Genomic DNA, 23,334 nt, shown 5'->3' on the forward strand with positions numbered 1-23,334 from the left:
CGCTGGTGGCCGGGTCAGGGTGCCGCGTCGTCGTCCGCGAGCGTGGTCGGGGTCGAGTACACCACCTCGCGCCCGCCCACCGAGGCCGCCAGCCACAGCTCGTCGAGCTTGGGGGTCACGGCCACGCTGAAGTCCCCGGCGCCCTCGGGCAGAGCGACCTCGAACCACGCGCCCTGGCGATCCCGGTGCAGGAGCTTGCCGCCCACGAGCACCCACAGGCCGCCGTCTCGCGCGGGCCACAGGCCCTTGGGCTCGAACACCAGGGCCTCGAGCTTCCACCCGCCGGTCTCGTAGTGGAGCAGGTGGTGGGCCACCGTGTCGTCGACCTCGAAGCTGGCGACGAGCGAGAGGCTGTTGCGCAGGCGGGGGACCTGCAGGCCAAAGCGCCACTGCGTCCCATAGGGCAGCTTCTTGGACCGCTCCTCCACGCAGCTGCGCGTGCCACATTGCTGCTGGGCGTGGACCCCGGTCGGTCGCCGGCTGAGGTGGTAGAGCTCGCCGCTGGCGCTCTCGATCACCTCGAGGACCTCCCTGCCCATGCGCGGACCGAGCCGCGAGATCGAGCGCGTGCTGCCCAGGCGCTCGAGGCTGGCGCCGTCGCGGACCAGCAGCCCCGCGCGCCAGCCCTTTTGAAATTCCTGGCCGTGGTCGACGAAGCGCAGCTTGCCCTCGTAGGCCAGCGCCTTCCACTTGTTCACGCCGTTGAAGGCGAGCACGCGCAGGCGCGGCTCCCCGCCTTCGCTGAGCTCGCGCTGGACGAGGTAGGCGTCCTTGGGCCAGTAGCCGATCAGCTCGCCCGCGGGGATCTCGAGGTCGGGGCGCTGGACCAGCGCGCCGCTCTTGTCGCGCTCGACGTAGACCTCGCCCGCGCGACCGATCACCCCGGCGGCGACGTAGCGCAGGTCGACGGGCTCGTCCAAGCTCGCGATCTCGGTCCAGGTCGGGGTCACGGGCGCGGGCGAGACCCCCTGGCTGGTCAGGACGTTGGCGCCGACCTTGGCCTCGGGGACCGCGACCTCGAGCTCGAGGACCTCGGCGAGGGCCTCGCTCTCGCTGTCCGAGTCGCCCTCGTCTTCGCTCTGGTCCTGCGCCTGCGCCTGCGCCTCGCCCAGCGGATCGGCTTGGTCCCCGCGCGGCTCCGCGGCCGCGCGAGTCGACGAGGGCTTGGACTCGTCGGCGCAGGCCGAGCTCGACACCAAGCCGATAGCCAAGGTCACGGCGCCGAGCGACGACGCGAGCTCACGCGTCCAGAACACGTGGCCACGCTAGCACGAAAGCATCGCGACGAGTCAGCCTTCGTCGACGTCACCGCGACGCAAGAGCTCGATCTCGCCGCCGATGATCCGCCCCTGCGCGACGCGGTAGTGCGCTCGGTGCCAGAGCCGACGCGGCGCCCCCGAGGCGTCGCGCGAGACGATCGGCGCGACGAGGTCGACCGTGGACACCTCGCTCTGCTCGCCTCGCTGGACCTCGAGGTCCAGACCCGGCGGCGGCGAGGCGAGCACGGAGCTGATCGGCGCAGCGAACCAAGGCAGGCCGCGCGCCTCGTGCACACGCCCCTCGAGGTCGGTGATCCGCCACCACGCGTCATCGGCCATGAAGCTGGCGGTCCCGCTGCGCGTGGCGCTGGCTGCCGCGTTCTCGGGCCAGCTCGCATGGAAGGCGCGCACGATGTCGACGGGGGTGAGCGCCCCGGTGTCCAGCGGCCGGCTGTGCGAGGCGCCCTCGCGCAAGATCGCGAAGATCTCGGCCAGCGCCGCGCCCTTGTCGGCGTGGAAGTAGTGGTTTCCCTCCGGGAACCACCACCAGTCGAAGTCGACGGCGCTGAGCGTCGCCCAGGACCACAGGTCGTGGATCGTGAGCGAGGGATCTCGGCCGCCGCCGAGGGCCGTGATCGCCACCGGCAGCGGCTCGCCCTCGCTCGGCCGGAAGCTCATCATCAGCTGGCTGTCGCCGCGCATGGTCGCCATGGCCAGGTCGCGCAGCTGCGGGTCGCGCTCGAGCTCGGCGAGGCCCTGAAATTCCACGCCCCGCAAGAAGCCCATCATCAGCTCGTCGCTCATGTCGTGGAGCGCCGCGCCGGAGCCCTCGACCGTCGCCACGAGCTCGTCGAGGCGATAGCGCGAGGGCGGGCCGAGGGCGGCCACGAACAGGTGCGCGGGGACCTTGCCCGCGGCGACCAGGCGGCGGGCGACTTCGAAGGCGACGAGCGAGCCCGAGCAGTGGCCGTAGAGCGCGAAGCGGCGGCCGCTGGCCGCGAACTCGACGAGGTCGGCGAGGAGCGCCTCGACGAGGGCGTCGACGAGGGCGTCGAAGCTCTCTGGCCAGGCCTCGCCCAGGCGAGTCCCGCGGCCCGGCGGCTCGACGGCGCGCAGCTCGAGCCACGCGGGCATGTGCTCGGCCCAGGGTCGAAAGGCCCCCGCCGCGCCGCCGCCATAGGGGACGCAGTAGAGCACCACCTCGGCCTCGGTCTCGGTCTCGGTCTCGGCAGCTGCCTTGGGGCGCGGGCGCACGAACCAGGCGTCGAGGGGGCGCGCCCGGCCAGCTGCGCCCGCCGGCGCGCTCGCGACCGCGCCCCTCGCCTGGCGCTCGCGGACCAGCGCCAGCAGGGCCGCGATGCTCTCGGCCTGGAGCACGTCGAGCAGGCCGAGCTCGACGCCGCGATCCTTCACCCGCCCGCGCAGGTGCGAGGCCATCAGCGAGTCGAGGCCGAGCTCGCGCAGCGGCACGTCCATGCGCAGCGCCTGCGCCGGGGTCCCGAGCTCGACCGCGAGGGTCTCGAGCACGAGCTGCTCGAGGCCGAGGCCGAGGCCAGAGGCGGCCGAGCTGCCGGCGCCATCGACCGCGCTCGCCTCGTCCCTGTCTTCGCGCGAGCCCGCGCCGCTCGCCGACTCGGGCGAGGACCCCCCCGCGCGCGGGTCCTCGAGCGCGGCCGTCGGCGCGTAGCGTCGCCCGGCCCAGGGGTAGCGCGGCAGGCTCGTCACCCGCCCCGGCGCGCCCTCGTCCGCGGCCGGCCACAGCCCGGCCCAGCTGGGCGCGGCGCCCCGGGCCCAGCTCCTCGCCATCGCCTCGATGAAGGCCGCCGGCCCGCCCCCGCGCGCCATGCCGCAGGTCAGCGTCGCCGCCGGCGAGATCGCGGCGAGCGGCTCCTCGAGGGGCACGGCGAGCACCGGGTGCGGAGAGAGCTCGACGAAGAGGTCCTCGCCCGGACGCAGGACCTCGCTCAGCGCCGGCCACAGGCGCACGCTCTCGCGCAAGTTGGCCTGCCAGTAGCGCGGCGCGGTCGCGTCCTCGAGCCACTCGAGGGTGACCGTGGACAACATCGGCACCCGCGGGCCGTCGCCGGGGCGCAGGCCGGTGAGCGCGTCCTCGAGGGCCTCGGCGAGGACCTCGACGTGGGCGCAGTGCGAGGCGTAGTCCACCTGGATCCGCCGGGTGAACACGCCCTCGCCCTCGAGCGCGGCCATGAGCGCGGCCAGGGGCCCCGGCGAGCCGGCGACGACGACGTTGTCGGGGCTGTTGACGACGGCGATCTCGAGGTCGCCGTCGTGCCCCGCGAGGCGCTCGCGCAGCGCCGCCTCCGAGAGCGCGACGCTGGCCATGGCCCCGGGGCGATCGAGGCGCTCGGCGATCAGTCGGCTGCGCGTGGTGATCACCCGCGCCGCGTCCTCGAGGCCGAGCAGCCCGGCGATCTGCGCCGCCGCGACCTCGCCCATGGAGGTGCCCAGGACCACGTCGGGCTCGACGCCGGCGCTGCGCCACAGCGCGGCCAGGGAGACCTGCATGGCGAAGATCGCCGGCTGCACGCGGTCGACCCGGGCGAGCTCGTCGGCGTCGGCGAGCGCGGCCGAGAGGCTCCACCCGGCGACCGCGTCGATGGCTTGCTCGCAGCGCGCGAGGGCGTCGCGAAAGGCCGCGGACCAGCGCGCGAGGGACCGGCCCATGTCGAGCCACTGGCCGCCCTGACCCGAGCACAGGAACACGACCCGCGCCGGCGCGCGCCCGGCCTCGACGGGGTGCGCCAGGCTCAGGGCGCGGACGAGGGCCTGGCGATCGTCGCCCACGGCGTAGCCGCGCCAGGGCAGGTGAGCGCTGCGCTCGGCCAGGGTGTAGGCGAGGTCGTCGAGGGCGCTCGCGGGCGCTTCGACGCGCTCGCGCAGCTGCTCGACCCGGGCAAAGAAGGCCTCGCGGGTGGCCGCGCTGATCAGCAGCGGGCGCGGGCGCTCGACGAGGGCGCGGCTCGACCCGGCGCTCGCGTCCACGCCCGCTCGCTGGTGTTCGCCCTGCCCGAAGTGCCCGGGCGCGGGGCCCAAGATCGCGTGGGCGTTGGTTCCCCCAAAGCCAAAGCTGCTGACCGCGGCGAGCCCTGGCCCGGACCAGGGCGCGGCCTCGCGCGGCAGGTAAAAGCGCGTGCCCTCGATGTCCACGTCGGGGTTGACGCGCTCGAGGTGAAGGTTGCCGGGGATCTCCCGGTGGTGGATCGCCAGCGCGGTCTTGATCAGCCCCGCGACCCCGGCCGCGGCCTCGGTGTGCCCGAGGTTGGTCTTCACGGCTCCGAGCGCGCACAGGCCCGCGTCGACGCCCCCGCGGGACTCGGCCGCGCCGCCGTAGACCTCGGCGAGGGCCTGAAATTCGATCGGATCTCCGAGCGCGGTCCCGGTCCCGTGGGTCTCGATCAACCCGACGCGCGCCGGCTCCACGCGCGCGTCGGCCAGGGCCGCCCGCAGCACCCTGGCCTGGGCGAGGGCGCTGGGCGCTGTCAGCCCGTTACTGCGCCCGTCCTGGTTGATCGCCGTGCCGTGGATCAACGCGTAGATCCGATCCCGCGCCGGGTCGACGTCCGCGAGCCGACGCAGCGCGACCACGCCGCAGCCCTCGCTGCGCACGAAGCCGTCGCCGCGGTGATCGAAGGCCTTGCAGCGCCCGTCGGCGGCCATCATCCCGAAGCGCGCCAGCGACAAGGTGGTGTGCGGGACGAGGTGGTGCTGCACGCCCCCCGCGAGGGCGAGGTCGCACTCACCTCGGCGCAGGGCCGCGACGGCGAGGTGAAGGGCGACCAGCGAGGATGCACAGGCCGCGTCGACGCTCAAGCTCGGCCCACGCAGATCCCACAGATAGGACAGGCGGTTGGCCAGGATCGCGTGGCTGGATCCAGTCGCAGCGTAGGCGTCGATCTTCGCCTCGGCGAAGGCGAGCAGCGCCCAGTCGAAGCCCGAGGCGCCCACGAAGACGCCCGCGCGGCTGCCCCGGACCACGTCCAGGGGCAGCCCGGCGTCGGCCAGCGCGCTCCAGGCGACCTCGAGCATCAGGCGCTGCTGCGGATCCATCATCCGCGCCTCCCGCTCGGAGATCCCAAAGAAGCCCGGCTCGAAGGTGTAGACGCGATCCAACATGCCAGCGAAGCGCGCCTCGGCCCGACCCTCGGGCCAGCGCGACTCGGGGATCTCGCGGATCACGTCGACCCCCGCGCGCAGCCCTGCCCAAAACGATCGCGGGTCGTCGAGGCCGCCGGGGAAGCGCAGGCCCATGCCCACGATTGCGATGGGCTCGGGCGGCGCCTCGAGCTCGGCTACCCGCGCCTTGAGGGCCTGAATCCTCGCCAAGGACTGACGCAACAGCTCCGACTTATCCATGCGTATCTCGATGCACTCCGCGCGCGAGCGGGGCGGTCGAGCCCGGGGCAGGCCTCGATTTCAGCGTGCACCATGGACTTTCAAAGCCACGAAAACTCGAGCGAAGACAGGCGAGGTTACACCGAGTCGAGGCCCTCGCGACATAGCAGCGACCCGCTCAGGGCATCGGCTCCGCGAGCTCTCGCATGAGCGCAGCCATGACCTCATCGTCACTGCTTGGCGTGGCCTTCGCGGCTCCTCGCGCGCTCGCTCGCGCGGTGTATTCGAGGGCGTTATCGAGCTCCGCGAGGAGTGCGGCCTCGAGCGCGGCCGAGAGCGCGTCGTCTTCGAACACATCTCGCGTCGAGTCTTTCAGCGCGGCTTCGAGCCCAGCCTCCCTCGCGCTCTCTTCGCTGCGCTCGCGAACCTCACCCGCGCTCGTCGATGCGTCATCGCCCACCCCCGCGCGCTCGAGCAGGTGACCGGCCAAGGCGGCGATCGTCGGATAGTTGAAGAGCAGCGTGCTCGGGAGCTTGGCGTCGACCAGGGCCTGGAGTTGGTTGCGCAGCTCGAGGCTCATCAGCGAGTCGAGGCCGAGCTCGGCGAGGGGCTGGTCACGGCGGATCTGCGCGGCCGAGACCCCGATCACCCCCGCGGCGCGCTCGAGGATCCAGGCCTCGACTCGGCGCTCGCGCTCCTGCGCGCCGAGGCCCGCCTCGAAGAGCGCGCCGAGCTCAGTCCTGGCTGCGCCCGCGCCAGCGCCGACACCCGCGCTCGCGCTCGCGCTCGCGGCATCGAGGGCGGCGAAGCGCGGCGTGGCGGCCATCTCCGGCTGGGCCTCGCGGTAGCGCGGCCAGTCGAGGGGGGTGGCGCTGACGCAGGCCGGCGTGGTCTCGTCGTCGAGCAGGCGGGCGAGCATCTCGGCGCCGGCGTCGGGGCCCACCGAGGGCAGGCCGCGGCGAGCCAGGCGAGCGCCACGGCGCGCGTCCTCGGCCGCGAAGCCGACCTCTCGCCACGCGCCCCAGGCGATCGCCAGCGCCGGGAGCCCCGCCCGCCGACGCTCTTCGGCGAGGCCGTCGAGGTAGGCGTTGGCCAGGGCGTAGGCGCTCTGCCCCGGCGAGCCGAGCACCCCCGAGAGCGAGGAGAAGAGCACGAAGTGCATCAGCGGCAGCGCGCGGGTGAGCGCGTCGAGGTTGGCCGCGCCCTCGACCTTGGCCGCGAGCACGCGGGCGACGGCGGCCTCGTCGAGGTCCGGGAGCAGGGCGTCGTCGAGCACGCCGGCGCAGTGGATCACGCCCTCGAGCTCGCGCTCGTAGCCAGACAAGAGCGCCGCGAGCGAGCTGCGATCCGCGACGTCGCAGGCCGCGAACTCGACGCTGAGGCCACGCGCGCGCAAGCTCGCGATGGCCTGCTCCGCGGCGCCCGCTGGCGCCCGCCGGCCGACGAGGACCAGCCGCGTGACCCCGGCGTCGGCGAGCAGCGCGGCGCTGCGCAGGCCCAGGCCGCCGGTCCCACCGACGATCATCCACACCCCGCCAAAGAGCCCGAGCTCGACGGAGCCCGGCAGCGGCAGCAGCACCCGCGAGGCCGCCCCCTCGGCGTCGCGGACCTGCAAGACCAGCTTGCCGGTGTGCTGGCCGCGGGCCATCTCGCGCAGGGCCTCGGGGCCGCGGTCGATGGTCCAGGTCGAGCAGGGCAAGGGCCGGTAGCGGCCGTCCGCGACCCGGGCGGTGAGCTCGTGGAAGCTGCGCGAGAGCTCGGCCGAGGCCAGCAGCGCCGGCGCGCCGATGTCGATGGCGAAGAAGGCCACGTTCTTGCGGAACACCTGCATGCCCAGGCGGCGGTTGGCGTAGATGTCGGTGCGCCCGATCTCGAGGAAGCGCCCGCCGCTGCGCAGCAGCTCCACGCCCAGGCGCAGGTCCTCGCCGGGCAAGGTGTTGAGCACGACGTCGACCCCCTCGCCCCCGGTGGCCGCGAGCACGCCCGCGTACCAGTCGTGGGTGCGCGAGCTCCAGGCGCCCTTGCAGCCGAGCTCGAGCAGCACGGCCCGCTTTTGCGGCGTCCCGGCCGTGCCCCAGACCTCGGCCCCCGCGTCGAGGGCGATCTGCACGGCCGCCTGACCGACGCCGCCGCTCGCCGTATGGATCAGCACGCGCTCTCCGGGGCGCAGCTGCGCGAGGGTCACGAGGGCGTGGTAGGCGGTCAGGAACACGCCGGGGATGGTCGCGGCCGCGGCCGCGTCGAGGCTCTCGGGGCGCGGGGCGGTCAGGCTCGCCCGGGCGATCGCGTGGCTGGCGAAGCCGCCGCCGTCGAGGATCGCGATCACGGGGTCGCCCACCGCCAGGCCTTCGACCCCCTCGCCGAGCCGCGCCACGCGGCCGCTGCACTCGACCCCCAGCGCCGGCGGGCCGTCGACCCCCGGATAGAGGCCGTGGGCCTTGAGCACGTCGGAGAAGCTGACGCCCGCCGCCTCGACGGCGATCTCGACCTCGCCGGGTCCGGGCGCCCGCCGCTCGAGCGGGCGCAGGCGGAGGCTGCCGAGATCCCCGGGCTTGTCGGCGCGCAGGCAAAAGGCTCGCTCCCCGGCGTCGGCGAAGCGCGGCGGCGGTGCGGGCGGGCTCGGGCGCTCGCGCCAGCGCGCCGCCCAGCGCTCGCCCCCGCGGATCGCCAGCTCGCGCTCGGCGTCCGCCTGCCCCCCGCTCGACCCCTCGCCCAGGACATCGATGAGCGCGCCCAGGGCTCCCCGCGCCCGCGCGTCCCCGTCGAGGTCGAGGTCGACGAGGCGCAGGTCCCAGCTCGGGAGCTCGTGGCGCAAGGTCCTGCCCATGCCCCAGGCCGCCCGGGCGGCGGGATCGATCTCGGCGCTCCCGCCCACGGCGAAGGCCCCCCGGGTCACGACCACCACGCGCCGCGGCTGCACGCTCGACCGGGCCAGCGCGCGCAGGGGCTTCCAGGTGGTCGCGAGCGGGCCGTCGACGAGGAGCACGAAGCTCGCGTCCGCGAGGCTGTCGGGCTCGACGCCCGCGAGCTCGAGGGCGGCCTCGCCCTCGAGACACGAGATCGGCCCGGCCCCGCGGGCGCGCAGCAGCTCCCGCAGCTCCCGGGCGAGGTCGAGCTCGCCGCCGCAGATCACCCAGCGACCCTGGAGACCCTCGCGTCCCGCCCGCGCGCCCTCGAGGGGCGCGGGGATCCACGTGTCCTCGAACAGACGCAGCTCGTCCTTGGGCGCGGCCGCGGCCGCGACCAGGTGCAGGCTCAGGCCACGCATGCGGCCCAGCACCCGCCCGTCCTCGGTGTGGATCTCCAGGTCGGCCACGGCCTCGCTGGCCGCGAGGGTGCGCAAGCTGGCGTGGACGCTGACGCGCACGGGGACCTCGCCCCGCAGCGCGAAGGACTCGACGCTCACCGGCATCCAGCGACCAGCCGGCAGCAGCGGCGCGACGGCGTGCTGGGCCGCGTCGACCCAGGCGGGGTGCAGGCCCTCGGCCGCGGCCACGACCTCGGTCGCGCGCAGCTCGGCCACGGCCTCTTTTGTGCCCTCGCCAGCCCCCGAGGTGTGCAGCTGCGTGACGCCGCGAAAGGCCGGGCCGTAGGGCAGGCCGCCCTCGGCGAGGCGCTGGTAGAGCGCCTCGCCGCTCAGCTGCTCGACGCAGCGCGCCCGCGCCCTGGCCAGGCTCCGTGCGCCGCTCGCCTCCGCTCCCGCCTCCCCGTCCGCCAGCGCCCGCGCCCGCGCCCGCGCGTGCAAGGTCCAGCCGCCCTCGCTCGCCGAAAGGACCTCCACTTCCCAGGCGCGCGCCTCGACCTCGCGGCAGACGACCTGCACCGCCACGTCTTCGCCCGGCGAGAGGATCAGCGCCGCCTCGACCTGCAGCCCGTGGACCTCGAGCAGCGCGTCGCCCACGGCCGCGGCCAGGGCCTCGCGCGTCCACACCAGATAGGCCGCCCCGGGTACGACCGTCAGCTCGCCGACGCGGTGATCCGCCAGCCAGCCCTCGGCCGCGAGCTCGAGGGCGAGCACGCGGGTGCCCTCGCCGCGGGCCTCGGCCACGGTCCAGCCCGCGCCGGCGGCCCGGCGGGCCCGGACCTGCGGCCAGTAGCGCTGGCGATCCCAGGGGTAGGTCGGAAGATCGACGAAGCGCCCCTCGGGATAGAGCGCCGCCCAGTCGGGCTCGTGACCGCGCTCGTAGAGCCGCGCGAGCAGCTCGAAGAGGCTGCTGCGATCGTCGAGGTCGTGGCGCAGGCTGCCCAGGCAGGCGCTGCGCTCGTCGTGGGCGGCGCACCACTGACGCACGCCGTAGCCGAGCACCGGGTGCGGGCTGATCTCCACGAAGGTCACGGGCCCGCGGTCGAGGAGATCGAGCACGACCTCGTCGAGGCGCACGCCCTCGCGCAGGTTGTCGCACCAGTAGTCCGCGTCGAACTCGCCGCCGCCCACGGCCCGGCCGCGGACCGTGGAGTACATGGTGATCGCCGTCGGCCGCGGGCGCAGGTCGGCCAGCGCCTCGCGCAGCTGCCCGAGCAAGCCGTCCATGTGTGGGCTGTGCGAGGCGTAGCCGATCGCCACCCGACGAAAGAAGCGGCCGCGCTCGGCCAGCGACTCGCCGAGGGCCGTGAGCGCCTCGATGTCTCCGGCGATCAGCACGCTGCGCGGCCCGTTGACGGCGGCGAGCTCGAGCGCGGCTCCCCCTCCTGCTGTCCCCCCTCCTGCTGTCCCCCCTCCTGTCCCCCCTCCCCCGTCCCTGCCGAGGCTGTCGCGCAGCTCGGCCAGCGCCGCCTCGGCCTCCTCGCGCGAGAGCTCGGCCAGGGCCATGCCCCCGGGCGGAGCCTGCTCGGCGACCAGGCGGCTGCGTCCTTCGATCACCCGCGCGGCCTCGCCGAGCTCGAGCGCCCCCGAGATCGCCGCCGCCGCGATCTCGCCGATGGAGTGACCCATGACGCCGTCGGGGCACACGCCCCAGCCCTCCAGGGTCCGCGCCAGGGCGATCTGCACGGCGCAGAGCAGCGGCTGGACGATCTCGGCGCGCTCGAGCTCGGCGTCGGCCTCGTCGGCGTGCAGCGCCTCGATCAGCGACCAGCCCAGGACCTCGGCGAAGGCCTCGTCGAGCGCCTCGAAGGCCGCGCGAAAGCCCGGCTCGTCGGCGTAGAGCGCCCGGGCCATGCCCGCGGCGTGGGAGCCCTGGCCCGAGAACAAGAAGATCAGCCGCGGGCGCCGAGCCACGCTCGAGGCCTCGCCGCTGCGCAGGCGCGCGGCCAGGGCCTGGGGATCGCCGACGGCGGCGAGGCGCAGCGGGTAGTGGTCGCGGTGGCGCCCGAGGGTCGCGGCGAGGTCGTCGAGGGTGTCGGCGTCGGCCTCGCTGACGAGCGCGGCGAGGGCCTCGGCGCGGACCTGCAAGGCCGCGGGTGAGCGGGCCGAGACCGGGAGCAGCCACGGGCCCCGCCCGCCCGCGCGCCCGCCCGGACCCACGCGTTCGTGCTCGCGCGAACCGTGCTCGCGCGAACGAGGACGCGCCGCCACCTCGGCCGGGCCCTGCTCGAGGACCACGTGGGCGTTGGTGCCGCTGAGCCCAAAGGCGCTCACGCCCGCGATCCGCCGCCCGCTGCGGGTCGTCCACGGCTGCGCGCGCTGGGGGATCTCGGCGCGCAGCGGCGCGAGGTCGACGTCGGGGTTGAGCGCGTCGAGGTGCAGGTGCGGCGGGACGACGCCGCGCTCGAGGGCGAGCACGACCTTGAGCACCCCCGTCAGCCCAGCGGCGGCCTCGAGGTGCCCCAAGTTGGTCTTGTGCGAGCCCAGCCACAGCCGCTCGCTGCGGCCGCCAAACACCTCGCCCAGCGCCCGGACCTCGATCGGGTCGCCCAGCGGCGTGCCCGTGCCGTGGGCCTCGATCAGCGAGACCTCCCTGGGCTCGACGCGCCCGCGCTCGAGGGCCGCCCGGATCACCGCGCTCTGCGACGCGGGGTTGGGCACGGTCAGCCCGCTCGCGCGGCCGTCGTGGAGCACGGCGGATCCACGCAGCAGCGCGAGCACGCGGTCGCCCGCGCGCTCGGCCTCCGAGAGCCGGCGCAGCGCGAGCACCACGCAGCCCTCGCCGCGCACGTAGCCGTCGGCGGCGCTGTCGAAGGTCCGGCAGCGCCCGCTCGGCGACATCGCCCGCGCGCGGCTGAGGTAGACGCCGAGCTCGGGCGCCAAGATCACGTTGACGCCGCCGACCAGGGCGCGCTCGCACTCGCCGAGGCGCAGCGACTGGGCCGCGAGGTGCAGGGCGACCAGCGAGGACGAGCAGGCCGTGTCGATCGCCATGCACGGCCCCTGGAGCCCCCAGGTGTGGGCGATGCGACCGGCGGCCACCGAGGTGTCGACGCCCGTGAAGTCATAGGCGCCGATGGCCTCGGCCGGGCCGCCATGAAACTGCAAGCTCGCGAAGTCCTCGGTGCCAATGCCCACGAACACGCCCGTGCGCGTGTCATTGAGTAACGCAGCCGGCCAACCGGTTTTCTCGAGGGCCTCATGCGTGACCTCGAGGAGCAGACGCTGCTGGGGATCCATGCGCTCGGCCTCTCGCGGCGAGATCCCAAAGAAGGCCGGGTCGAAGCTCGCGACGTCGTCGAGGAAAGCGCCCGCTGCCGACACCATGCGCCCGAGGTGATCCGGATCCGCGTCGGTCCACGCCTCGGCGTCCCAGCGATCCGCGGGCACGGTCGAGACCGCGTCGACGCCCCCCTCTAGCAGGCGCCAAAATTCCTCTGGCGAGTCGGCGCCGGGGAGCCGGCAGGCGACCCCCACGATCGCGATGGGCTCGGCCAGGCGGTCCTCCACCGCCGTGTCGAGCTCGAGGCTGCGCTCGCGGGCCTCGAGCTCGGCCTCGCGCACGATCACCGCCCGCGCGCGCGCCTCGGCCAGCGCCGCGTCGACGCGCGCCCCGGCGTCAGCCTCGGCTCGGGGCGCCCTCCTCCCTCCGTCCTCCGCCTCGCCCGGCGCCGGCGCGAGGGTCTCGAACGCGCGCAAGCTCGCGTAGCCGAGCGCGGCCCGGGCGAGGCGCTCGATGGTCGGCTGCTCGAACACCAAGGTGTTGGGCAGCGAGGCGCGCAGGCCCTTGGACAGGGCCGCGAGCAGCTCGACGGCGAGCAGCGAGTCCATGCCCAGGGAGAACAGGCCCTCGTCGCGAGCCAGCTCCTCGGGGATCATCAGGGCCTCTCGGGCGCGGCGCTCGATCCAGTCGGCGAGGGTCGACTCGCGCTCGCCGCTCGGCCGCGCCTCGAGCTCGGCGATCAAGCTGGTCGCGGCCGGCTCGCGCTCGGGCTGCTCGGGGGCCGGCGGCGGGGCGAGGTCCGGCTCCCACTGCGTGGCCTCGACGCTGAGCAGCGCGCGGCCCTCGACGTCGAACATCGCGACCTTGGTGTGGGTGACGATCAGCGCGCTGACCTCGAGCTCGGCGGCCCGCCCCACCAGCCGCCCCCAGCCGCCCAGGGTCCTGGGCTCACCGTGGATCAGCGAGGCCAGCGCGCGGACCAGCTCGAAGGCCCGCTGGCGCGAGACCCCGTCGAGGCCCAGGCGCCAGCTCGAGGGGCCGCGCTCGATGTCGAGGACGCCCGCACCCAGGCGATGCCCGACGAGCTCGAGCTCGGCCGCGAGCACCTCCCGCTCGCAGGGCTCCCAGGCGATCTCGCTCGCTGACCACGGGCCGAGCGGGGCCGTGGTCCCGATGTTGGCCCCGATGTTGGCCCCGATGTTGGCATTGAGCAGCTCGCACCAGCCCTCGCCATCGCCCTCACCATCGACCTCGCGGGCCCAGACCTCGACGCCGGCGCGGCTGCGGGCGACGTGGACGCGCTCGACCGCCGACACGCTCGCGGCCAGCAGCGCGTCGATCACCGGCGCGTCGACCAGGGCGAGGAGCAGCGAGATCAGGGCGCCGGCGGTCAGCGGCCCCGGCGAGGCCAGGTGGGCCTCCCAGGTCGGCCGCGGCTGATCCAGACGCATGAGCTCGGCCCAGCCCGGGGGCGCGCGCAGGACCTTTCCAGGCGCCCGGGCCTGCTCGCCGGGCGCCCGCGCGGGCGTGGGCGGGAGGGCGCGCTGGCGCTGCCAGGGGTAGGCCGGCAGCGAGACGACCCCGGCCCGCGGGACCAGGCGCTCGAGCGCCACCGGCACGCCGAGGCTGTGCAGGCGCGCGGCGGCCTCGGCCAGCTCGAGGCCGCCGCGGCCCCCTCGGCGCAAGGTCGACACGACCGCCGCGCTCGCGCTGTGGTGGGCCACCCCGCGGGCCACGAGGGCCTGGGTCACGGGCACGCGCAGCGCCGGGTGCGGGCCGAGTTCGACGAAGACCGCGTCCATGTCCGCGGCCACGGCCGCGACCGCGTCGGCGAAGCGCACCGGCTGGGCCATGTTGCGCACCCAGTAGCCGAGGTCGAGCGGCTCGTCTCGGCGCCCGCCCTCGACGGTCGAGTAGAAGGGGACCTCGGCCGGCCCGGTCTCGACGCTGCCCACGAGCTGGGGCAGGCGCAGGCTCGCGGCCGTGATCGCCGGGCTGTGAAAGGCGTAGTCCCGCGACACCCAGCGGGCGAAGCGACCGGCGGCCTCGAGCTCCTCGCGCGCGCGCTCGAGGGCCGCGAGCGAGCCCGCGAGCACGCAGGACGAGGGCCCGTTGACCGCCGCCACGCTGACCCCCGCGTGGTCGAGCTGCTCCGCGTCGGCCTCGCTCAGGCCGACGGCGAGCATCGCCCCGCTCCCCCGCGAGCTGGCCATGACGGCCGCGCGGGCGACCACGATCCGGCAGGCTTCGAAGAGCGGCAGCGCCCCGCAGGCCCAGGCCGCCGCGAGCTCGCCGACGCTGTGCCCGAGCACGGCGTCGGGGCGGATCCCCTGGGCCGCAAACCAGGTCACCAGCCCGACCTCGAGGGCGAAGATCGCCGGTTGGGCGAGCTCCGTGGCGTCGAGCTCGGCGTCGCGCAGGGCGTCGAGCACCGAGGCCCCGCCGAAGCTGAGCACCAGGCCGTCGATGTCCTCGATGATCTGCCGGACCTCCATGGAGGACGCGAGCAGGTCCCGACCCATGCCCCGCCACGCGCCGCCTTGGCCCGCGAACACGAACACCACCGGCGCGGCGAAGCGGTTGACGCGGACGGCCGGGGCCGCGCGCAGGCGCTCGCGCAGCTCGCGGGCGTCGCCGCCGGCCGCCGCCAGCCGCCACACGTGGTGGGCCCGGCGGTGGGCGGCCGTCGAGCACAGGTCGGCCAGCGGTGGGTGATCCCCGGCGAGCAGCACCGTCCAGCGCGTGCGCAGCAGCTCGAGGGCGCGCTCGTCCCGGGCCGAGAGCAGCAGCAGCGGCGGCTGCTCCGGGGGCGCCGCCGGGGTCTCCTCGGCCGAGAGCCCGCGCTCGAGGATCACGTGGACGTTGGTCCCGCTGAACCCAAACGAGCTCACCCCGGCGTAGTGCGAGCTCAGCGGGGTCGCGTCCTCGGGCACGCGCAGCGGCGTGCTCTCCCAGGGGATCAGCGGGTTGCCCTGGCGAAAGTGGATCTGCGGCGGGAGCAGCTTGTGCTCGAGGGCGAGCACGGCCTTGATGAAGCCGGCGACCCCCGAGGCCGACTCGAGGTGGCCGAGGTTGGCCTTGAGCGAGCCCACCCACAGCGGGGTGTCGTCGGCCAGGCGCATGGCCCCGGCGAGGGCCTCGAGCTCGATCGGATCCCCGAGCGCGGTCCCGGTCCCGTGGGCCTCGACGTAGCCGACCTCTTCAGGCGAGACCCCGGCGTCGACGATCGCCGCGCGCAGCAGGGCGCGCTGGGCCGGGCCGCTGGGCACCGTCAGCCCGCTCGTGCGCCCGTCGTGGTTGAGCGCCGAGCCGCGGATCACCGCGCGGATGCGATCCCCCGCGAGCATCGCGTCGCTGAGCCGCTTGAGCACGACCACCCCACAACCCTCGCCGATCGCGATCCCGTCGGCCCCGGCGTCGAAGGGCCGGCAGTGGCCCGTGGGCGAGAGCATGCGGTTCTTGCTGCGCTCGACCAGGGTCAGCGGCGAGAGCAGGGCGTTGACCCCACCGGCGATCGCCACGTCGCACTCGCCAGCGCGCAGGCTACGGACCGCGAGGTGGATCGCCGTCAGCGAGGACGAGCAGGCCGTGTCGACGGTCAGCGAGGGCCCGTGCACCCCCAGAAAGTGGCTCATGCGCCCGGACAGCACCGAGCTGCGCGTGCCGCTGGCCACGAAGCCGTCGACCCACTCCGCGTCCGCCCGACCCAGCAAGCGCGCGCCGTGGTCGTAGTTGAGCGCGCCGACGAACACCCCCGTGGCCGTCTCCGCGAGGGCGTCGACGGCCAGGCCCGCGTCGTCGAGGGCGCTGACGCCGACCTCGAGCAGCAGGCCCTGCTGCGGATCCATGGTCTGGGCCTCGCGCGGGGAGATTTGAAAGTAGGGCAGGTCGAAGGCGTCGACCTCGTCGATCAGCGCGGCCGTGCGCGCGTAGGTCCGCCCCGGGGCGTCGGGGTCGGGGTCGTACCACGGCTCGATGTCGAAGCGAGACTTGGGGATCGGCTCGACGGCGTCGATGCCCGCGAGCAGCATCGACCACAGCTCCTCGGGGGAGTCGGCCCCGGGGAAGCGACAGGCCATGCCGACCACGGCGATCGCGGCGCGGTCACTGGCCACGACCTGACGCGTCACCCGGCGCTCGGCGGCCAGGCCGAGCATGCTCGCCAGGTGGCGGACCAGGCGGGTGAGCGTGGGGTAGTTGAAGGCGATGGTCGCGGGCAGGCGCAGGTCGAGGCGCTGCTCGAGGCGGCCCTTGAGGGTCACGGCCATCAGCGAGTCGAGGCCCTGCTCGGCGAAGCCAACGTCGCGCTCGAGCTGGCGGTCCGCGCTGTGCCCGAGCACCGCCAGGACCTCGCGCTCGACCTCTCGCTCGAGGGCCGCGACGCTGTCGATGGCCGCGCTCGCGTGCTGGGCCGCGGGCGGCCGGGTGATCTTCGAGACCAGCTCCTCGAGCAGCGGCGGCGTCCAGGTCAGCGCGCGCGAGAATTGATCCCAGTCGACGGGGACCAGGACCAGGTGCGGGGCGTCGAGGCGCCAGGCCGAGGCGAACCACTGCACGCCCTCCTCGGCGTCGAGGGGGCGGACCCCCGAGCGACGGAAGCGCTCGCGGTCGTGCTCGCGCAGGCGCTGTGATTGGTTGGTCCAGATCCCCCAGCTCTGGCTCTGCGCGGGCAGGCCGGCGGCGTGGCGCTGCTCGGCGAGGGCGTCGAGGAAGGCGTTGGCCGCCGCGTAGGCGCCCTGCCCCGGGTTGCCGAGCACCGAGGCCATGGACGAGAGCAGCACGAAGCGCTCGATGCCGTGGTCGCGGCACAGCTCGTGGAGCAGCACCGCCCCCTTGACCTTGGGGGCCATGACCTCGGCGAGCGCCGCGGCGCTCATGGTCGCGAGCGGGGCGTCGTGCAGGGCCATGGCTCCGTGGATCACCCCGGCCAGCGGGGGCAGCTCGGCGAGCAGGGCCGCGAGCGCCTCGCCGTCGGTCACGTCGCAGCGGGCGAAGCGGACGGCCTCGCCGAGATCCTCGAGCTGCTCGCGGGCCGCCGCCGAGGGCTCGCTGCGCCCGACCAGGATCACCTGCTCGGCGCCGCCTTGCTCGAGCAGCCAGCGCGCCAGCTGGCGGCCCACGAAGCCCGTGCCGCCGGTGATCAGCACCGCGCCGCCGGGCCAGCTCGACTCGGGCGCGTCGCGGACCGGCGCGAGCCGACGGACCAGCCGGCGGCCCCCGGACAGGGCGACCTGATCTTCGCGGTCGTCGACGAGCAGCGCGTCCGAGAGCAGCGCGAGCGCGCAGGACTCGTCGAGGTCGATCAGCCGGTGGCGCAGCTCCGGGTGCTCGCGCTGGAGCACCCGGCCCAGCCCCCACAGCGCGGCCAGGGCCGGCGTCCCGCCCTGGCCGCCCACCGCCTGGGCCCCGCGGGTCACCCAGGTCGAGCGCGCGCCCGCGTCGACGACCACGCGCAGCTCCTCGACGGCGGCCCCGGCCAGGCTCAGCGCGGCGACGTCGGCCGGGCCCTCGGGCGCCTCCCACAGCGAGATCACGTGGACCGCCTCGCCCGAGAACAGCGCCCCGCGCAGGCCCTCGCGCGAGACCAGCTCGACCGCCGCCCCGGCCTCGCGCAGCTGCGCGACCAGGCCCTCGGCGAAGCTCGTCGGGCCGTCGCTGACGACCACGCAGCGCTCCGAGGGGCCGACCATCTCGATCGGCTCGGGGCGCCAGCTCAGCTGGAGGGCCGCGGCCGGGGCCCCGGCGTCGAGGTCCTCGCGATCCACGGGCAGCAGCGAGACCTCGCTCAGCCGCGCGACCAGCCCGCCGTCGCTGCGATCCCAGATCGTGATGTCACCAGCCAGCGGCCCGCGCGGGCGCCGGGTCTCGACCCGGACCCGCCGCGCTCGGCCTCGAAACACGCGCAGGTCAGCGGTGAACAGCGCGTTGGCCCGGTCCGTGGGCGCGTCGAGCAGCAGGGTCTGGACCGCCGCGTCGAGCAGCGCCGGATGAAGGCCGTTTTGAACCTCGTGAACCGCGGCCTCGGACAGCGCGACGTCGGCGAGGATCCGCTCACTCCCGGGCGCGGCCCGCCCCCCGGCGCCCTCCCCTGCCTCGCCATTGCCCTTGCCCTCACCCCCGCCCACACCCTCATCTTCATCTTCGACCCGAACAAAGCGCTCGATGCCGCGAAAGCTCGGCCCGTAGTCGTTGCCGAGCTCGGCCCACGCGGCGTAGGGCGGGGGCTCGGCAGCCTCCTCGTCGAGCATCGGCATCTCGCCCACGGGGAAGTCGACCCCGAGGGCGAGGCGCGCCTTGGCGTGGCGGACCCAGCCTTCGCCCTTGCGCGCGAACACCTCGACCGAGTAGCCCTCGTCCTCGCGCTGCGCCGAGATCTGGAGCGTGCGCGCGCGGCCCTCGAGCACCAGCGGGGTCTCGAGCACGGCGTCCTCGACCGCCCAGCTGCCCGGCGCCTGGGCGAGCACCTGGAGCATCCACGAGATCATCGCGATACCCGGGACCACGACCTCGCCGTGGACGCGGTGGTCCGCCAGCCACGGCTCGCGGTTGGGGTCGATCTCGAGCTCGAGGTTCCAGCCGCCGTGGGCCGTGGGCCGCGGGCCCGCGGCCGCCGTCGCCGAGGCGGGCGGCGGCCAAAAGCGCTCGCGGCGAAACACCGAGGCCGGGGCCTGGACGATCCGCCCCTGCTCGATCACCGCGTCCGCGGTCACGGGCACGCCCGCGACGAAGAGCTCGGCCAGCGAGTCGAGCAGGACCTCGTGGTCGTCGTGCTGACGGCGCAGGCTCGAGACCACCGTGCCCGGGTGGTCCAGCTCGGCCAGGCCGCGCTCGATCACCCCGGTGAGCATCGGGTGCGGCGAGATCTCCACGAAGGTCTGGGCGCCGGACTGGATCGCCCGGCGCAGCGCACGATCGAAGCGCACCGGCCGGCGCAGGTTCTCGATCCAGTACGAGCCGTCGAGCTCTTCGCCGGCGAACTCGCGATCGAAGACCGTCGAGATCATCGGCACGCGCGCGCGCCGAGGCTCGAGCTCGCGGAACTCGAAGTGCAAGAAGCCGCGCAGGGGATCGATCTGCGGGCTGTGCGAGGCGATGTCGACGTCGACCATGCGCGCGAACACGCCGCGCTCGCGCAGGACCTCGACCCAGGCGGCCACGGCCTTGGGCTCGCCAGCGACCACGCTGCTCTCGCCGCCGTTGACCACGGCGAGGCTGAGCGCGTCGGGCAGCAGCTCCATCAGCGCCTCGAGGCTGAGCCCGACGGCGGCCATGGTCCCGCGCCCGGCGATCCGCCGCAGCAGACGACTGCGCCGCGAGACCACCCGGGCGCCGTCGACCAGCGACAGCGCCCCGGACACACAGGCCGCCGCGATCTCGCCTTGAGAGTGGCCGATGACCATGTCGGGCTCGATGCCCCAGGACCGCCACAGCGCCGCCAGCGAGACCATCACCGCCCACAGCGTCGGCTGGATGACCTCGATGCGCTCGAGCGAGGGCGCGCGCGGGAGCCCGAGCAGGACCTCGCGCACCGACCAGCCCGTCTCCGGGCGCAGGGCCTGATCGCAGGCCTCGAGGGCCTCGGCGAAGGCCGGCGCGCTGACCAGCAGGCGCCGACCCATACCGATCCACTGCCCGCCCTGGCCGGGGAACACGAAGGCGACGTTGCCCCCCTCGTGGGTCCGCCCGCGGTGGATCACCGGGAGCTCCTTGCGCGGCCGCAGCTGCGCCGCGCCTCGCTCGGGCGAGCCCCCTTCCACGGCCTCGCTCGCGGCTTTCCTCTCGCCCACGCCCTCGCCCTCGCCCTCGCCCTCGCCCTCGCCCTCTCCCTCGCCCTCTCCCTCGCCCGCGGCCGTCTTGCCGTCGGCGACGACTCCCTGCGCCTCGGGTCGCTCACCATCGTCGGCGCCAGCGTCGAGACGCGCCCGCCCCTCGGCCCCCTGACCGCCGAGGACCGCCAGCGCGCGCAGCAGCTGCTCACGATCGTCGACGACCAGCGCGGCGCGGTGAGCATGGTGCGGGCGGTGGCCGAGCATCGTCCAGCCCAGGTCTTCGACGCCGATCTGTGGGTTGCGGACCAAGAAGCCCTGCATTGCGAGGGCGGCCTGCTCGAGGCCCTCGCTGCTGGTCGCGGTCAGCGGGACGATGGTCGAGCGCGGCTCGTGCTCCGGGCCGACCAGGCCGCGCGCTCGCAGCGTGTCGAGCAGCGCGCGGAAGTCCGCGTGCTCGTCTTGCTCGCGGAACATCCCGGCGAAGACCTCGACCGGCCGGCCGATGGACTCGCGGATCGCCGAGCCGAGCACCGGGTGCGGGCCGAGCTCGACGAAGACCGGCTCGCGCTCACGGCCGAGCTCACGCAGCCCGCTGACCACGTCGAAGGGCGCGCGCAGGTTCCTCACCCAGTAGCGGGCATCCGCGCTCTGAGGCCCCACCCATCCGCCCTCGCTCGTCGACCACCACGGGATCGAGCCTGCCCGCGGGTGAAGCCCCTCGAGCGCGCGCTCGAGTTCAGAGAGGATCGGGTCGACGCTCGGTGAGTGGGACGCGTAGGTCACCCGAACGCGACTGCAACGCACGCCCTGCGCCTCCCAGGTTCGCGCGGCATCCTCGATGGCATCCGCCTCGCCCGCGAGCAGCGTGCGCAGCGGCGAGCTGACCCCCGCGATGGAAAGCCCCGCAGGCAAGGTCGCCAGCGCCTCCACACCAAGCTCGACGACGGCCATCGCCCCCTCCCCCGTCAGGCGATCGGTGGCCAACCTCGCTCGCGTACCGATCACCCTCGCCGCGTCCGCGAGCGAGAGATGCCCCGCGACGTGCGCCGCGGCGACCTCCCCCATGCTCTGTCCGAGTACCGCCGAGGGCGAGACGCCGTAGCTGGCGAGGGTGCGACATAGCGCGACCTGGACAGTGAAGATCAGCGGTTGAATGACCGCTGGCGACTCGAGGAACTGCCCCTCGCACAGGCGCGCCGACACCGACCACCCCAAGACGGGGCCGAGCGCGGCGTCGCAAGCCTCGACCGCCGTGCGAAAGCTCGGCTCTCGATGCAAGAGCGCCTGGCCCATACCCGCCCACTGCCCGCCCTGACCTTGGAAGACGAAGATCAAGGGCCTCGCCTCGTCCGTCGCCACCACGCTCATCCCATCGCTCCTCGCCAGAGGAGCGACTTTGCCCAGCACACCCGGCGCAGAGCTCAGCGCAACATGAGCGTTCGTCCCCCCGAACCCGAACGAATTGACCCCAGCCAGGCGCCGGCGATCCCGCGTCGGCCAGCGCGTCACCTGCGTGGGGACGCGTAGGCGCAGGCGCTCGAAGTCGATGTTGGGGTTGGGGGTCTCGAAGTGGAGGTTGGGCGGGACCAGGCCGTGGTGCAGCGCCAGGGTCGTCTTGATCAGCCCGGCCATGCCCGCCGCGGCCTCGAGGTGACCGAGGTTTGTCTTGACCGAGCCGAGCAGCAGGCGGCTGTCTTCGCCGCGCTCGCCCGCGAACACGGCCCCGATCGACTCGGCCTCGATCGGGTCCCCGAGGTAGGTCCCCGGGCCGTGGGCCTCGACGTAGTCGACCTCCTCGGCCGCGATCCCTGCCACGGACCACGCCCGCGAGAGCACCTGCTCTTGCGCCTCCCCCGAGGGCGCGGTCAGCCCGTTGGAGTAGCCGTCATTGTTGATCGCGCTGCCGTGGATCAGCGCGAAGATCGGCGCCCCGCGCTGGAGCGCCCGCGACAGGGGCTCGAGCACGACCACGCCCACGCCCTCGCCGCGGACGTAGCCGTTGGCCCGGGCGTCGAAGGCCTTGCAGCGCCCGTCGGGGGCCATCGCCCCGAATTTGGTCATCGCCACGGAGCTCAGCGGCGAGAGCAGCAGGTTGACCGCGCCGGCGAGGGCGAGGGTGCACTCCCCGCGGCGCAGGCTCTGCACCGCGAGGTGCACGGCGACCAGCGACGAGGAGCAGGCGGTGTTGACCGTCAGGCTAGGGCCGCGCGCGCCGAGCAGATAGGACAGTCGCCCCGCGATGATCCCCGTGTCGTGACCGGTCGCGCTGTGCTGGCGAACGCGGGTGGGATCGTCGCCGACGACCCGGTCCCAGTCATTCCACATCGCCCCGGCGAACACCCCCGTCTGGCTGTCGATCAGCGAGCGCGGGATCACCCCTCCGCTCTCTAGCGCCTCCCACGCGACCTCGAGGAAGAGGCGCTGCTGCGGATCCATCTCGCGCGCCTCGCGAGACGAGATCCCAAAGAAGCTCGGGTCGAAGCGATCGACCTGATCGAGGAAACCTCCCCAGCGCGTCGCCGCCTTGCCGGCGGCCTGCGGATCCGCGTCGTACCAACGCTCCGAGTCCCAGCGCTCGAGCGGGACCTTGGTGATCGCGTCGACACCATCGAGGAGCAGCTTCCAATAGGCCTCGGGGGTGTTCGCCCCCGGGAAGCGGCAGCCCAGCCCGACGATCGCCACGGGCTCGCCCGTGACGACCGGCCGATCACTGGCGACAGACCCCGAGGAGCCGTCCTCCAGATAGCGCGCTAGCGCGCTCACGGTTGGATGGCGCCAGGGCAGCGTCTTGGGCAAAGAGCGCCCGACCCGAGCCTCGAGCTTGGCGAGCAAGGCGAGGGCGAGCACCGAGTCCAAGCCCTGATCTCGCAGGCGAGTATGTGGATCAATGCGCTCGACGGGGACGTCGAGGAGGCTTGCAACTTGTTCGAGAATCCACCGCCACAGTGGGGCAGATTGGTTCACCGGCGCATCAGCCATCGCAGTGCTTGCGTCAAACTCGCTTCGGGCGTTCCTTGCCCGTCCACTCACGCTGAGAAGCTTACTTCGATGACCCTGCCTCACATTCGGCGAGCGTCAAGCGGTGACCCGGTTCCCAGGCGCGCGCGGCTCAATCCGCATGACTCATGACCTGCGCGTTCGCGTCGACTCGCGCCAGTATTTTTATCGACGGCCCGCAGCCCAAACACCGCTGTACCGGTTGTACCGCGAGTTTCGGCGACGAAGCCGTCGGCGCGCAGACCAGGCGAGGCGGCGCGAAGGGTTCCGTCCATGGCGGGCTAGCGCCTTCGACGCTGGCGCGCCCCTCTAGACATCGACACACGCCCGACCCGGGGGCGTGCCCGCGCAACTTGCCCGCGCGCTCAGCCCCGGCGCATCGACGCATCACAAGCCCTTCTTGACCCTGGAAAAGGGGGATACACTTCT

At 74.3% G+C, this 23,334-nt stretch carries 3 protein-coding genes; all 3 read right to left on the reverse strand.

Annotation, left to right across the window (positions count from 1 at the left end):
* Window positions 1–14: 14 nt before the first annotated feature.
* Entirely contained in the window at window positions 15–1,256 is a 1,242-nt protein-coding gene (locus G6O69_RS03450) for a hypothetical protein (protein ID WP_172302102.1), read from the reverse strand.
* Between the two features lie 33 nt (window positions 1,257–1,289).
* Window positions 1,290–5,633, reverse strand: a complete 4,344-nt coding sequence (locus G6O69_RS03455) for a type I polyketide synthase (RefSeq protein WP_172302103.1) — start codon at window positions 5,631–5,633, stop codon at window positions 1,290–1,292.
* A gap of 157 nt (window positions 5,634–5,790) precedes the next feature.
* Window positions 5,791–22,872: a type I polyketide synthase gene (locus G6O69_RS03460; RefSeq protein ID WP_172302104.1), complete on the reverse strand. Its 17,082-nt coding sequence runs from the start codon at window positions 22,870–22,872 to the stop codon at window positions 5,791–5,793.
* Between the last annotated feature and the right edge of the window lie 462 nt (window positions 22,873–23,334).

It is taken from the genome of Pseudenhygromyxa sp. WMMC2535 (assembly GCF_011083025.2).

Coding starts and splice junctions, on each gene's coding strand:
- G6O69_RS03455 (WP_172302103.1), bottom strand. CDS start 5,633: ATGGATAAGTCGGAGCTGTTGCGTCAGTCCTTGGCGAGGATTCAGGCC.